This window comes from Vreelandella halophila (assembly GCF_019903425.1).
In the GTDB taxonomy this organism is placed as follows: domain Bacteria; phylum Pseudomonadota; class Gammaproteobacteria; order Pseudomonadales; family Oleiphilaceae; genus Halospina; species Halospina halophila.
Window position 1 is genome coordinate 421,805 of the sequence record NZ_JACHUZ010000013.1, and the last position, 12,789, is coordinate 434,593.

The following is a 12,789-nucleotide window of genomic DNA, read 5'->3' on the forward strand; positions in this document are numbered from 1 at the left end:
GGTATGTCTCTCCCGTGATGAATCGGTTTCAAACAGGCCGCGCTTCATCGCGACCCATGACTTATTGTCGGGCCCCTCTATGGAGTGAGTAAGCAGGCATCAAGGAGAGAATGTGGAGACGATGGGCGAGTGCGGTGGTCAGTCGATCGGCTCGAGGCGATAGCCCACGCCATAGATCGAGCGGATGAAATCCTGCTCGCCGCGGACGGATGCCATCTTGCGGCGCAGGTTCTTCACATGCGTGTCCACCGTCCGGTCGGTCACCACCCGGTAGTCGTCGTAGAGGCGGTCCTGGAGCTGTTCACGTGACAGGACTCGACCGGGATGCGCGGCGAGGGCGGCCAGAAGGCGGAACTCCACCGGCGTCAGGGGCAGCGGCTCGCCATCCAGGGTTGCCTGGTAAGCGGCTTCGTCCACGACCAGGCCCCCAGTAGAGTCGACACCAGAATCCGGGCGGCTACGACGCAGCACGGCCCTGACCCGCGCCACTACCTCGCGCGGGCTGAACGGCTTGCAGATGTAATCGTCCGCCCCGAGTTCGAGCCCCAGCAGACGATCAATCTCCTCGACCCGGGCGGTCACCATTATGATCGGCACCTCGCTGAAACGGCGAATCTCGCGGCAGACGCCCATGCCGTCCTCGCCGGGCAGCATCAGATCAAGAAGCACCAGCTCAGGTCGGTGGGAACGAACCCATGGCACCACCTCGCGCCCATCCCCGATCAGGTGCGGCTCATAGCCGGACTGACGCAGGTAGTCCGCCAGCAGTGACGCCAGCTGTGGCTCATCCTCAACCACCAGGATCCGGGTTCCTTCGGACGTCATCATCATGCGCTGACCTCCGCGCTTGTCGAGGGTCGCTGGTCAAGCGGCAAGCGCAGCCGGATGCCAAGGCCACCCAGAGGCGATTCGTAGGCTGTGAGGTCACCATCGTGCGCCTGGGCGATGCGCTCACAGATCGCCAGCCCCAAGCCGGCACCGCCACTGGCACGGCTGCGCGACCCTTCAACGCGATAGAGTCGCTCAAACAACCGGGCGCGGTTCTCCGCCGCCACACCAGGCGCCGAATCCTCAATACTCAATACAGCCTTACCACCCTCATCAGCAAGCGCCATGCGGACCTGGCCTCCGGCCCCGGTGTACTGGAGGCTGTTGCGCAGCAGGTTGGCAACGAGCTGCTCCAGGCGCTGCTCGTCGCCGCTGATCATGACCGCCTGAGGGGGCAGTTCCTCACACAGCTCAAGGCCCGCGTTCGCGAAACTGCCACGCCACTGCTCCGCGATGCGGGCAACGAGCTGTACCGCATCCAGTCGGCTCATACGGTAGGCAAGCGCTCCCGCATCGGCCAGCGAGAGATCGTAAAGATCCTCGACGAGCTTGTTCAGGGCCGCCAGGTTACGCTGAAGGCCGGTCAGGCTCTCATGGTTCAGTGGCCGGACGCCGTCTTCCATGGCTTCCAGTTCGGCCCGCAGAACAGACAGTGGTGTCCGCAGCTCATGGGACACGTCCGCCATGAACTCGCGACGCAGCTGCTCGTTACGCTCCAGGGTCTCGGCAAGGCGATTGAAATCTCGGGCGAGCTGGCCAAGCTCATCCCGGCGTGCCTCCTGAACACGGGTATCAAAGCGACCGGCGGCAAGCGCCCGGGTTGCGCCGGCAAGACGACCAACAGGCGCAAGCAGCCCACGCGCCAGCAACAGGCTGACCATCCCCGCCAGCACACTGACCGCGGCCGCTATGGCCCAGGCAGCTTCGAACTGCTGGTCCCGGAACCGCAGGGCAATCCGGTCCGTAATCCGCTCGACGGGCCTATACGCCAGCCAGCCCACTGTGGCCCCACCAACACGGATCGCCACCCTTTCCAGCTCGCCCACCGGCAGGTCCGGCCCCGTGACCGGCTCACCAACGGCATTCAGCAATGCCGGGCGAAGCCCGAATGATCCGGGCGGCGCGTGGCGGGGTTTAGGGTTGGGGGTATGATGATTCGGCTCCTTCCGGTCTGGTCGGCGTCTTCCTGGCGGCGGCAGTCGCCAGACCGATTCATGCAGCAACTCCTGCCATGCCTCCGGGGAGCGAAGGGCCGACCAGCCCCCGGTATCGGCGTAGTAATCGGCAAGTCGCTCGGCCAGGGACGCGACACGCTCCTGCTGACGCTCCCGGGCATAATCAAGAAAATCGTCCTGGAAGGTATACTGCGTTGCGACCACCATGGCGAGGACCGCAACGAGAGTGACGCCCAACATGGCAAGAAATAACCGTGCCGTTATGCCATGCATTCCCATCCGTCGTTACGCTCCCCTGATCCCGTAGCCGGAGTAACCACCAGTATCCCGCTCCATGGGGCCAGGGCAACCCCACGCACTCCAACTTCGCAGTTTCTTCAAATTACACCCGGCAAATGCATTTCTATGCGCAGCCAGACCCCAGGGCGGATTCGGATCCCGACGAATCACAACCAGATGCAAGGAATAATAGCCCCGAACCGCAGGGAGGAGTATCAAGCGCGACATCACCTCCTGGACCATCCGAAGGAAAATGAAAGTAGACTAACAGTTCATCAGTTATACTGATGAACTGACACACAGCAGTACCGGCTGCGTAAGCACGCGTTGCCAGGAGTGGTTGGAGATGATGTGCTGAAGGTTGTTGGCTTGACCCTCTGGATGGTGATTCTCTTGCTGCATTCCCCGGCAGGATTCGCGCAGGAGGTACCATCCCATGTGATCGGGCCTGAAACACAGCATAGCCTGTCACCGTCAGCCGCGATCTATACCAATGATCAACAGGAGCTGCCCTTAAACAGGGCCGTTGAACTGTATCAGCAGGGTGAATTCTCCAGAGCGGAAATCCATGACCCCTCCCGGACCAACTTTGGTCTCACCATGGATGAGATATGGCTGGCTTTTGAGTTCTCAACTTCCAGCCGGATTCAGGAAAACACCTTCCTGGAAATAGGCCACTCGTCACTGGATAAGGTTGATTTCTATCTGCTGGGCAACGGCAAGCTGCTCGCGGAACAGCAGTCGGGTGACCTGCTGCCATTCTCCGGCAAGCCCGTTAGCCACCGGAATCACGTATTCCCAGTATCCCTCTCTCCCAACAGTGACTACCAGGCCTTCCTGCGGGTGCGCTCCGAAGGCACCCTCACAGTGCCGGTCACTCTCTGGCAGGGCGATGGACTCTGGCGCAGTGACCAGACCGCCTACGCGGCTCTGGGCCTTTACTATGGGGTGCTTGGGGCACTTTTCATCTACAACCTGTTCCTGTTTTTCTCGCTGCGCGACACGCTCTACCTGACCTACGTGGGGTTCATTGGCTTTCTCGGGGTTGGCCAGGCCGGCCTGTCGGGCCTGACCGGTCAGTTCCTGTGGCCTGGCTCACCCTGGCTCGCACACCTCTCTCCCACCGGCGGGGTAGCCGCCGCCGGCGTTTTCGGAACCCTCTTCGTTCAACGCTTCCTTGCCAGTACACCCACGCGGCTTAAACTGGGCTGGCTTATGCCTTCACTCAGCGTCGCGTACGGACTCACCTTTCTAACCGCAGTGTTCGTCTCGTATTACGCAGCGGCGGTCGCAGTCAATCTACTGTCCATGGTCTTCTCGGTCGTCGCTCTCCTGATGGGCGCAGTCAGCCTTTATCTGAAAGAACCAGGGGCGCGTTTCTTCGTACTCGCCTGGGTGGCTTTCCTGTTGGGTGTTCTTGTCATCGCCCTGCACAACGTGGGTGTTCTTCCCTCCAACAGCTTCACCACAAACGCTCTACTGATCGGCTCCGCCACGGAGATGCTGCTGCTGTCACTGGCGCTGGCAGACCGGACACGCGAACTCGAAATGACCAACCGCAGACTGAGGGAGAAGCAACAGCTCCTGCAGAAGCAGGCCAACCATGACCCTCTGACCGGGCTTGCCAACCGAAAACACCTTCAGGAACGCCTGATGGAAGCGGCTGCACGGGCCGGGCGCTCGGGAGAAAGCTTTGCACTGGTTGTCATTGATCTGGACCGATTCAAGCAGATCAATGACACCTATGGCCATACCGCCGGCGATGACGTGCTCCTGACAATAGGCAGCAGCCTTCAGGCACTGACAAGGGCCTCGGATACTGTCGCGCGGATCGGGGGTGACGAATTCGTTCTACTGCTTGAAGGGATCCAGAAAGACAAGGATCTGGATCGCCTGAGAGCAGATCTGGCCCGAATCGGGGATGCTCCGATCCCACTCAAATCCGGCCAGGAAGTGCTTGTGGGCCTGAGCATCGGCGTCGCCATCTATCCGGATGATACCGAGGAACTCGACGACCTCTTCTCACAAGCGGACGCAGATATGTACCGGCACAAGGGCAACCGGATAACAGACTGAAGGAATCAGCCCTTCACTCGCCCCTGATGGCGCTTCTGCATTATCCGCAGCCAGATTCCAAGGCCGACGGCGACCACCGCACCGGCGATCAGCCCGCTCACGTCAGCCGCGAACTCAGCGACGGCGGTAAGGCTGCTGGCGAACAGATAACCCAGACCCACATACAGCGCCACCCACACCGCTTCCCCGGCCGCACTCCATACGCTGAAACGTGCCCAGCGCATGCGTCCCGCGCCCGCGGCGAAGTTGACGTAGGGCCCGAGCGGGCTGACGAGCCACCTGCTGAGAAAAACGCCCATACCACCCCACTGGTCAACGGAGGCCCGCGCCCGGGCCAGCAGAACGGCCCGGCTCCGGCGGGCCTCGGCCCACTGTTCCAGCCATCCGGCACACGAGCGCCCAATCAGGGCCCCTGCCTGGTCGCCGCTCAGGGCGCCCGCATAGGCCGCCAGACTCACGGACACCAGGGGCAGGTCCCCCGAGGCCGCGAATGCACCACCGGTAAGCATCATCAGGGATGCCGGTACCGGCATGGCCAGGCAGCTCAGGAAGGTCACGGCAAACAGGGCGGCACTGCCGTAGGTGGCGACAAGAAGGAAGACCGTGTCTGTCATTCCCTGTCACCCTCATGGGAACGCACGGCCTCATCAACGCGCTGCTGTATCTCCTCCAGAGTCAGGCTGGAGTCCTTGGCGATCTCCTCGAGCGTGCGGCGCTCACCATCAACGGCCTTCAGGTCCAGCACCTCACGGACCACCCCGGGCGGCAGGTCGTAGGAAAGCGCAACATAGCGAGGGGTCATCCAGCCTTCCACCGGCTGATCCTGACGGGCGGGCTCGGCCCAGTACAGGCTGAAGAACACAAGGCGTGCGGCAAAGAATGCCGTCACCACCAGCGCCGTGATGAATGCAATAACGAGGAAGCGGTGTTTCCGCCAGAGGTTGCGCGCCGCAGTCAGCAATGGTCTGTGTCCAATCGGAAGGGGTATTAGCGCCAGCTTATCAGCACCCGGGATGAGCAGGAAGATTCCGTGCGGTGCACTCAGAGGTGACGACAGGCACCGGCGGGTTTAGTCTGGGCAGTACTGTTCATTCCAATGCCCATGGATGTGGTCCGATGCCAAGTGACTCCCTACGCCGTTTTGGCGGCTACCTGCGAACACGGTGGGCCTCTCCACGGCGGATCCGCTTCTGGCTCCTCGCCCTGGTCGTTGCTTACACCCTGCTGGGGTTCCTGGCCCTGCCCTGGATCATCCAGTACCTGGCGGTAAGCACCGTCAAGGAAGACTACAACCGGGAACTCCGCATCGAGGCGGTTCACACCAACCCATACACACTCACTCTCCAGATCGACGGGCTCGCCCTCGACGACACCGACAACCAGCAACTGCTCGGCTGGCAGCGGCTGTTCATCGATGTCGCCTGGTCCAGCGTGGTTGATGGCGTCCTGACCCTGGAGACAATCCAACTTGATCAGCCGCTGGTCCAGGAAGAACGCTTCGCCGAGGGCGGGACGCGCTTCTCCCGCCTAGCCACCACTCCCTCGGAGGAGGCCACAGAGGAAGACGAGACTCCAGACGAAGACGGTGCTTCATCACCACTCGCATTACGGGTCAACGATCTGCACGTCGACGGCGGCGCTCTGCGCTTCACTGACAACCTGCAGGACACCGCAACCACCTCTGCGCCGTCGAACCGGGTGTCGCTGGCACTGGAGGATCTCAGTCTGTCCGCCAGGGATGTCTCGCTGCAGGAAGACGCCCCCTTCCCGGTGCGCATGAAAGGGCAGCTCGCCGGGTGTCGCTGGCACTGGAGGATCTCAGTCTGTCCGCCAGGGATGTCTCGCTGCAGGAAGACGCCCCCTTCCCGGTGCGCATGAAAGGGCAGCTCGCGGCAGGCGGCATGCTCGACTTTGACGGGTCACTTCAGCTCAGCCCGGCGTTCGCTCTGGAAGGCGACGCCCGCATTGATGAACTGGCACTGGCGCAGGCCGAACCCTACCTGCAGCAACTGGCGGATGTGCAGCTCGGCGACGGGACGCTCAACCTGAATGGCCGGATGCGTACCGATGCGCAGCAGCCCTTTGCTTTCGAGGGCTCCGGCGGCATCAAGGCGCTCAGCATCAGGGCCCCCGCCAACGACGAACCACTCATCGGTTGGCAGAGCCTTCAGACGGAAGAACTCAATCTGCGCCTCGCGGAACGACAGCTGGAAACCGGCCCAATCTCCGTCGATGGCCTGTTCGGGCGGGTGACTATCAACGAGGACCAGAGCACCAATTTCGGGCAGCTTATGGCAGAGCCCCAACAGGAGGGCGCAGGGAAGACGGATGACGAAGAACCCAAAGACAGCGAGGCGGACCCGTTCGCAATCACCATCGAGGGTATTGAACTGACCAACGGCGCTCTCCGGTTTGCGGATAAATCCCTGCCGCTGCCCTTCTCAACGAGCATCCACACATTGGGTGGCAAGATATCGACCCTGAGCTCCACCTCGGCCCAGCCGGCTCAGGTGGCGCTGGAAGGCGAGGTCGCGGAATACGGTCTGGCCCGTGTGGACGGCACCCTTCACGCCTGGCACCCCATGCGCGAAACCAGCCTGAAGCTGATGTTCCGCAACCTTCAGATCCCGGAATACTCCCCCTACACCGTGCGCTTCGCCGGCCGCAAGATCGCCGGAGGCACCATGGATCTGGATCTCGATTACACCGTCACGGACAACCAACTCGACGGGCAGAACAACCTGGTGCTGCGCGACCTGAAACTCGGCGAAAAGATGGACGCCAGCAATGCCATGGACCTGCCGCTGGACCTGGCCATTGGCCTGCTCAAGGACAGCGACGGCGTCATCGACCTGGACCTGCCAGTGACCGGGGATGTTGGCAGCCCGGAATTCGACATCAACCAGGTGATCCGCCAGGCACTGGGCAACGCCATCAAGTCCGTCGTCCAGTCACCGTTCCGCTTCCTGGCCAGCCTCGTTGGCGCTGAATCGGAGGAGCTCGGCCAGGTTGAGTTCCCGGCAGGGCGCTCCGATCTCCTGCCGCCCCAGCGTGAACGCGTCGCCAAGCTGCGCGAGGCGCTAAACCAGCGCCCGGAACTGGTTCTGGAGCTCCCCGGCCCCTTCAGCCGGACGTTCGACGGCCCGGCACTGCAGCGCGGCAAAGCCATTGAGGCCCTGCGGCAACGCCTGGCTGAGGCTGGCCGCGACGTCGCGGAGCCCAGCCTCACGGCCGGGTCGAACCAGGAGGTTGTTGAGACAATGTTCACTGCTTCCTACCCGGACGCGTATCTGGAAGCCGTCCGGGCACGCTTCACGCAAGAGCAGGGTGAATCATCACAGGACAGCGGCTTTGATGCCCTGGCGTATCGCAACCACCTGGCCGAAAAGGTGATTGCCGCCCAGCAGGTCACGGACGCTGACCTCAGAGCCCTCGCCAACGCCCGCGCCACAGCGGTGCGCGATGCCCTGGTGGATCCCAGTGCCGAAGACCGTATCGAGACTGACCGTGTTCGTCTGCTTGACCCCGGAGAGATCGACTCAGAAGATGGCGAACGCCTTGCCATGGAGGTGGGCATCACAGCGGATTGAGGTGGTTACCGCATGCTGACAATATCCAACACCGTGGAACTTGCTGACTGGGAGATCGAGATCACCCAGATCCGCGCCCAGGGTGCCGGCGGCCAGAACGTCAACAAGGTCGCCTCGGCCGTGCACCTGCGCTTTGATATCCCAGGCTCCAGCCTGCCGTCCTTCTACAAGGAACGACTGATGGCGCTCTCCGACCAGCGCATCAGTAAGGAAGGGGTGGTCATCATCAAGGCGCAGTCCTACCGTACCCTGGAGCAGAACAAGGAAGACGCGCTGCAACGGCTGAAAACCCTGATCCAGGGTGCCGTAAAACAGGAAAAAACCCGTCGACCCACAAGGCCGACCAAATCCGCCAAACGACGGCGCGTTGAGAGCAAGACACGGAGAGGCAAGACCAAGGCACTGAGAGGGAAGGTGGAGCCATGAAATACGTTGAACTCCCCGGCGGTGAACGCATCCCGGCGCTTGGCCAGGGCACATGGCGGATGGGCGAGCGCCCGCAGGACCGCGAGCGTGAGGTGGAAGCCGTGCGGGCTGGCATCGACGCCGGGCTGACACTGATCGACACGGCCGAAATGTACGGCAACGGCGGCGCCGAGCGCATTGTCGGCGAGGCCATGGGAAACCGGCGCGAGGAACTCTTCCTGGTCAGCAAGGTCTTTCCGCACAACGCCTCACGCGGTGGCGTCCGTGCCGCCTGCAAAGCAAGCCTGGCACGTCTGGGCACCGGCCGGCTCGACCTCTACCTCCTGCACTGGCGCGGCGGGGCTGACCTGGCTGAAGCGGTTGCCGGTTTTGAGGATCTGCAAAGGGAAGGGCTGATCCGCCACTGGGGCGTGAGCAACTTTGACGCAAGCGACCTGGCGGATCTCTGGAAGGTGCCCGGCGGCGACGCCTGCAGCGCCAACCAGCTCCTTTACCACCTCGGCGAGCGCACCATCGAGAACGACCCCCTGCCCTGGATGCGGCAACACGGCATTCCGGCCATGGCTTACTGCCCGCTCGGCCAGCGCAGGCTCCTGGAACAGCCCGCCCTGCGGGCCTTTGCCGAGCGCAACGGCATCACCCCGGCGCAGACCGCGCTCGCCTGGCTGCAAGCGCACGACGACGTCATCGCCATTCCGAAAACCAGTAACCCGGAGCGCCAAGCCGAGAACCGGGCGTCAGCCGAGACCACGCTCACACAGGAACAGCTCGCTGAACTGGAGCGGCTTTTCCCTCGGCCTGAAAGGCATGGGCCACTGCCGATTGTATGATCCGACGGGGCGACACAACGGTGTGGCCCTCGACGCCAAGTACTTCAGGCGTCTGACGAGCCCCCTGCCATAATCCCCAACTGCCTGTTCACCTCATCCCGGATCGCTCGATAACGCTCAGGATCGTTGATCAGTGTGTTCAGGTCATCTTCGGGAAAGATCTCCTTGCGCTTTTCCCGGGCCTCTTCCGTGGCCATACGGGAGGGCATCAGCTGCTCAAGACACCGCAGCATCACCTCCGGCGAGACAGAGGCGCCCGGCGAGGCGCCCAGCAGCGTGCCGTAGGTCCCGTCCTCGGAAACCACAATCTCGGTTCCCATCTGCAGATTCCCATCCTTGATGATCTGTACCCGCTGGCCGGCCTGGATCGGTTTCCAGTCAAACTTTTCACTCATGCCAGGGGCAAACTTCTCCAGCTCCTCGTACATGCTCTTCGTGCCCTTGAACGATTCGGACACGAGGTATCTCACCAGCGAGAAGTGTTCCATGGCGACGTTCAGCATGCTGGGAATGTCATGCAGCCGCAGGCCACTCAGGTAATCAAACAGACCCCTGCCTTTTTCAAGAATGGGCTTGAACGAGGCGAACGGGCCGAACAGCAGGTAATACTGGCCATCCACCACACGCAGATCCAGATGGGGCACGGACATCGGCGGCGCACCGACCTTCGCCTTGCCATAGGTCTTGGCGGTGTAGTGCTTCGCCTCTTCCTCGCTGATCGAGGCCCGCAGGAAGCGCCCGCCGACCGGGAACCCCGCGAAGCGGTGGCGGAAGGGCAGGTGACTTTTCTTCAGCAGTGGGAAGGCACCGCCGCCGGCCCCCACAAAGAGCACATCCGCCTTGTATTGAACCGGTTCCCCGTGCTGATAGGCTTCCAGCAGCCAGCTCCCGGAGGGACTGCGGTGGGCCCTTTTGACATGAACGCCATGCTCAATGGTAACGCCCCTATTCCGCACCAGATGCGTGGCGATATGGCCGGTCAGTGCACCGAAATTGATGTCGGTGCCGGTTTCAACAACGGTCGCCGCCATCTGTTCATGGCGGGGCCTTCCTTCCATGGTGTAGGGAATCCAGCTCTTGATCTCATCAAAGTCTTCCGAGTAGCGCATCTGCTCGAAGAAATGATGCGCGGACATCTCCTGGTAGCGCAGCCGCAACATATCAATGGCCTGGGCAGGCACCAGGGTGCAGTGCTTGGTCTGGTGGATGAAGCTCCCGGGATCCTCGATGATGCCCTGCTGGACCAGGTAGGCCCAGAACTGCTTGGCCACGTTGAACTGGGCATGGATCTTCAGGGCCTTTTCAACGGAAATGACTTCCTCATCAACGGGCGTATAGTTAAGCTCACAATTCGCCTCATGCCCGGTCCCGGCGTTGTTGAACCCGGCTGAACTCCCTTCTCCGACACCATCCAGCCGCTCCAGGATGGTGATGTCCAGTTCAGGCGCCATTTCTTTTGCCAGGGCGGCAAAAGTGGTCCCCATGATACCGGCTCCAACGACAACTACTTTCATGATGAACCCCTGCCCGTCAGTCTGTCTGGTCGCGAAATGCGCATGCCTGCAAGATGCCTTGAATGGAGCGCTTCTTCAATCATTCATCAGGACCGGCAACCAGGCTTCATTTCGCTAAATCTCAACCTCACCGTTGATGCAGGTAAACGTGTCACCGCCCACCCAGATTGTGCCCTCAGCGTCCTGGTTGATACGCGGTCGGCCCCTCCTACCAAGGCGTGTACCCTGGCTTGAAACATAAGGCGCTTTCACGCGCCCACTGGCGATCAGCCATTGCGCAAGGGAGGCATTGAGACTGCCGGTTACCGGATCCTCTGTCTCTTGCCCATGCTCGTCGCTGAAAACAGCCCGTACCTCAAAAGCACACCCCGAACCTTCGGGATAGGGACCGACGAGGCCGATATCGAGGTTACCTTTGCCGGAATAGCGATTGAAATCAGGCTCTACAGATAGAACAGCGTCCGCACTTTCGAGTAATACGCCAACCCACCCGGGTCCATTATCGACCCACTGAGCATCAACAATTTCGTTGCGGGTGATACCCAGTACGGTGGCTAACTCTTGAACAAACGACTCTTCAACCTCACCGGAACGTAATAATGGCGGAGCCGAGAATGCGAGACCACCATCGCGCCTGATGGGCACCAGGCCGGCTCCGCATTCCTGAATGATGCGGTCAGGTTGTTTGGGCTGACCACCCGCTTCCAGCCACGCATGACAGGTACCCAGTGTCGGATGCCCCGCGAACGGAAGCTCATGGGCAAGCGTGAATATCCGGACACGGTAGTCGGCCTCGTCAGACGTTGGAGGCAGGAGAAAGGTACTCTCTGATAAATTCATCCAACGGGTGAAATTCTGCATTTCTTCAGTAGAAAGCCCTTCAGAGTCCAGCACAACCGCGACTGGGTTACCCGTGTAGGGATGCTCTCCAAAAACGTCGATCTGTTTGAATCCTCTCCTCATTAAAGACGTTCCTCCCCAATCAAAACTACTCCTTAACGCTCGAGTCCCGCGCCGGTTTGGAGCCGCGGCGCGGCGGGATATCGGTTAGCTCAGAAATATCTGATCCAGATTCAGAATACGTAGATTGCCCCAACACCCACTTCCGCTTCGTAATCGCTGCGCGCAATTGGGCTATCCCTGACATCGCTACTAAAGTGCTCGTATAGGGCCTCGCCAAAAACCTGCCAGTTGTCGCTCATAAAATAACGGAAGGTATAGTTCAACCCGATGGAGCGAAAGCCACCGCCGAGATCGGTTTCATCCAGCCCGGAATTAGCTGATTGTTCTGAGTTAATACCAAAATCTCGATTCGCATAATCGCTGTCGTGAAAAACCAGAACAACACCCAGCTCCGAGCCCGTACCATCTGTTTGATCACCGAAACGACGCCCAACCCCAAAAATACCAAGGCTCCCGTCTTCGCTGGCAATAAGTCGTCCATCCAGCCAATAACGCCAGTCCGAAGCGAATGCACGACGCGCCTGCAGAACGAGTTCAGTGCTCCCGTCGACATCACCAAGACCATCCAAACGGCCGTCCTCGGAATCACTCTCTTCACGGCCCTCTTCGAAGGGGAAAGCCACAGCCGCGTCAAAAAACCAGGTTTGAGATCGAAGTCCCCGCCAGCCGAGCGCCGTCCCCGCCCAATAGTAGATATCATCTCCGTTTCGCCACTGCACTGCCCCAGCAGGATCGACCTCAAGTTCAAATTCATCGGATCCTTCGTAGGCAGACTCGTATTCAATACCCAGGCCAAGCCCTACTCCCCAGCCATCTTCGCCTCTGGTGAAGTCATCGACCGAGGGTAATGGCACCAAAGCTGTCTGTGACTCTTCTCCAATTGCGGTTTGAAGGAAAATCCCGTTTACAAATATAACCAACGTTAAACCTATGAACTTTTTCATTTCGGTCACGCTCTAGTTTGGGCACACAGACAATTTTACGCTTTTTCGTGCACCTGAATGTTCGCTAATGCACAAGCGCCTGTAAAAATTCAGGAATATTAACGCAAACAGTAGAGTGAGCTCTGACCATCGTGAGTCAGATTCCGCTTGCCGGGTCGAGGTAT

At 60.7% G+C, this 12,789-nt stretch carries 12 protein-coding genes; 5 read left to right on the forward strand and 7 right to left on the reverse strand.

All coding sequences use genetic code 11. The features are described from left to right. Positions 1 to 138: 138 nt before the first annotated feature. Together H4I92_RS06190 and H4I92_RS06195 are read right to left on the reverse strand one after the other, a co-directional pair. Positions 139 to 831, reverse strand: coding sequence for a response regulator (locus tag H4I92_RS06190; RefSeq protein WP_077529781.1), 693 nt, complete (start codon positions 829 to 831; stop codon positions 139 to 141). Continuing rightward, positions 828 to 2,243: an ATP-binding protein gene (locus tag H4I92_RS06195; RefSeq protein WP_218668157.1), complete on the reverse strand. Its 1,416-nt coding sequence runs from the start codon at positions 2,241 to 2,243 to the stop codon at positions 828 to 830. Before H4I92_RS06195 ends, H4I92_RS06190 begins: the two co-directional genes overlap by 4 nt. Positions 2,244 to 2,633: 390 nt before the next feature. On the opposite strand from H4I92_RS06195, the gene H4I92_RS06200 reads away from it, so the two are divergent. Then, complete coding sequence (locus H4I92_RS06200; RefSeq protein ID WP_077529783.1) at positions 2,634 to 4,358, forward strand: diguanylate cyclase; 1,725 nt, start codon at positions 2,634 to 2,636, stop codon at positions 4,356 to 4,358. A gap of 5 nt (positions 4,359 to 4,363) precedes the next feature. Here the strand turns inward: H4I92_RS06200 and H4I92_RS06205 are convergent, their stop codons facing one another. Continuing rightward, positions 4,364 to 4,972 carry a DedA family protein gene (locus H4I92_RS06205; RefSeq protein ID WP_077529784.1) on the reverse strand — a complete coding sequence of 203 codons (609 nt, stop codon included), beginning with the start codon at positions 4,970 to 4,972 and terminating at the stop codon, positions 4,364 to 4,366. Then, complete coding sequence (locus H4I92_RS06210) at positions 4,969 to 5,319, reverse strand: hypothetical protein (RefSeq protein ID WP_077529785.1); 351 nt, start codon at positions 5,317 to 5,319, stop codon at positions 4,969 to 4,971. Before H4I92_RS06210 ends, H4I92_RS06205 begins: the two co-directional genes overlap by 4 nt. Positions 5,320 to 5,474: 155 nt before the next feature. Between H4I92_RS06210 and H4I92_RS06215 the strand changes: the two genes are divergently transcribed. Genes H4I92_RS06215 through H4I92_RS06230 form a run of 4 tightly spaced genes read left to right on the forward strand, consistent with a single transcriptional unit; the run spans position 5,475 to position 9,204 of the window. Continuing rightward, positions 5,475 to 6,236 (forward strand): DUF748 domain-containing protein, encoded by a 762-nt coding sequence (locus H4I92_RS06215; RefSeq protein WP_218668158.1) that lies wholly within the window; start codon positions 5,475 to 5,477, stop codon positions 6,234 to 6,236. Continuing rightward, entirely contained in the window at positions 6,155 to 7,948 is a 1,794-nt protein-coding gene (locus tag H4I92_RS06220) for a DUF748 domain-containing protein (RefSeq protein WP_218668159.1), read from the forward strand. The genes H4I92_RS06215 and H4I92_RS06220 overlap by 82 nt, the downstream gene beginning before the upstream one ends. Positions 7,949 to 7,960: 12 nt before the next feature. Further along, positions 7,961 to 8,374 carry an alternative ribosome rescue aminoacyl-tRNA hydrolase ArfB gene (arfB, locus tag H4I92_RS06225; RefSeq protein WP_077529786.1) on the forward strand — a complete coding sequence of 138 codons (414 nt, stop codon included), beginning with the start codon at positions 7,961 to 7,963 and terminating at the stop codon, positions 8,372 to 8,374. Beyond that, positions 8,371 to 9,204 carry an aldo/keto reductase gene (locus H4I92_RS06230; RefSeq protein WP_077529787.1) on the forward strand — a complete coding sequence of 278 codons (834 nt, stop codon included), beginning with the start codon at positions 8,371 to 8,373 and terminating at the stop codon, positions 9,202 to 9,204. Before arfB ends, H4I92_RS06230 begins: the two co-directional genes overlap by 4 nt. Before the next feature lie 44 nt (positions 9,205 to 9,248). Here H4I92_RS06230 and H4I92_RS06235 read toward each other — a convergent pair whose 3' ends face one another. The 3 genes from H4I92_RS06235 to H4I92_RS06245 form a co-directional block, all read right to left on the reverse strand. Then, positions 9,249 to 10,718, reverse strand: a complete 1,470-nt coding sequence (locus tag H4I92_RS06235) for a malate:quinone oxidoreductase (protein WP_077529788.1) — start codon at positions 10,716 to 10,718, stop codon at positions 9,249 to 9,251. Positions 10,719 to 10,832: 114 nt separating this feature from the next. After that, positions 10,833 to 11,681, reverse strand: a complete 849-nt coding sequence (locus tag H4I92_RS06240) for a PhzF family phenazine biosynthesis protein (RefSeq protein WP_077529789.1) — start codon at positions 11,679 to 11,681, stop codon at positions 10,833 to 10,835. 110 nt (positions 11,682 to 11,791) lie between these two features. Beyond that, positions 11,792 to 12,625, reverse strand: coding sequence for a MipA/OmpV family protein (locus tag H4I92_RS06245; protein WP_077529790.1), 834 nt, complete (start codon positions 12,623 to 12,625; stop codon positions 11,792 to 11,794). Positions 12,626 to 12,789 lie beyond the last annotated feature (164 nt).

Coding starts and splice junctions, on each gene's coding strand:
- H4I92_RS06215 (WP_218668158.1), top strand. CDS start 5,475: ATGCCAAGTGACTCCCTACGCCGTTTTGGCGGCTACCTGCGAACACGG.
- H4I92_RS06235 (WP_077529788.1), bottom strand. CDS start 10,718: ATGAAAGTAGTTGTCGTTGGAGCCGGTATCATGGGGACCACTTTTGCC.
- H4I92_RS06195 (WP_218668157.1), bottom strand. CDS start 2,243: ATGTTGGGCGTCACTCTCGTTGCGGTCCTCGCCATGGTGGTCGCAACG.
- H4I92_RS06240 (WP_077529789.1), bottom strand. CDS start 11,681: ATGAGGAGAGGATTCAAACAGATCGACGTTTTTGGAGAGCATCCCTAC.
- H4I92_RS06230 (WP_077529787.1), top strand. CDS start 8,371: ATGAAATACGTTGAACTCCCCGGCGGTGAACGCATCCCGGCGCTTGGC.
- H4I92_RS06190 (WP_077529781.1), bottom strand. CDS start 831: ATGATGATGACGTCCGAAGGAACCCGGATCCTGGTGGTTGAGGATGAG.
- H4I92_RS06245 (WP_077529790.1), bottom strand. CDS start 12,625: ATGAAAAAGTTCATAGGTTTAACGTTGGTTATATTTGTAAACGGGATT.
- H4I92_RS06205 (WP_077529784.1), bottom strand. CDS start 4,972: ATGACAGACACGGTCTTCCTTCTTGTCGCCACCTACGGCAGTGCCGCC.
- arfB (WP_077529786.1), top strand. CDS start 7,961: ATGCTGACAATATCCAACACCGTGGAACTTGCTGACTGGGAGATCGAG.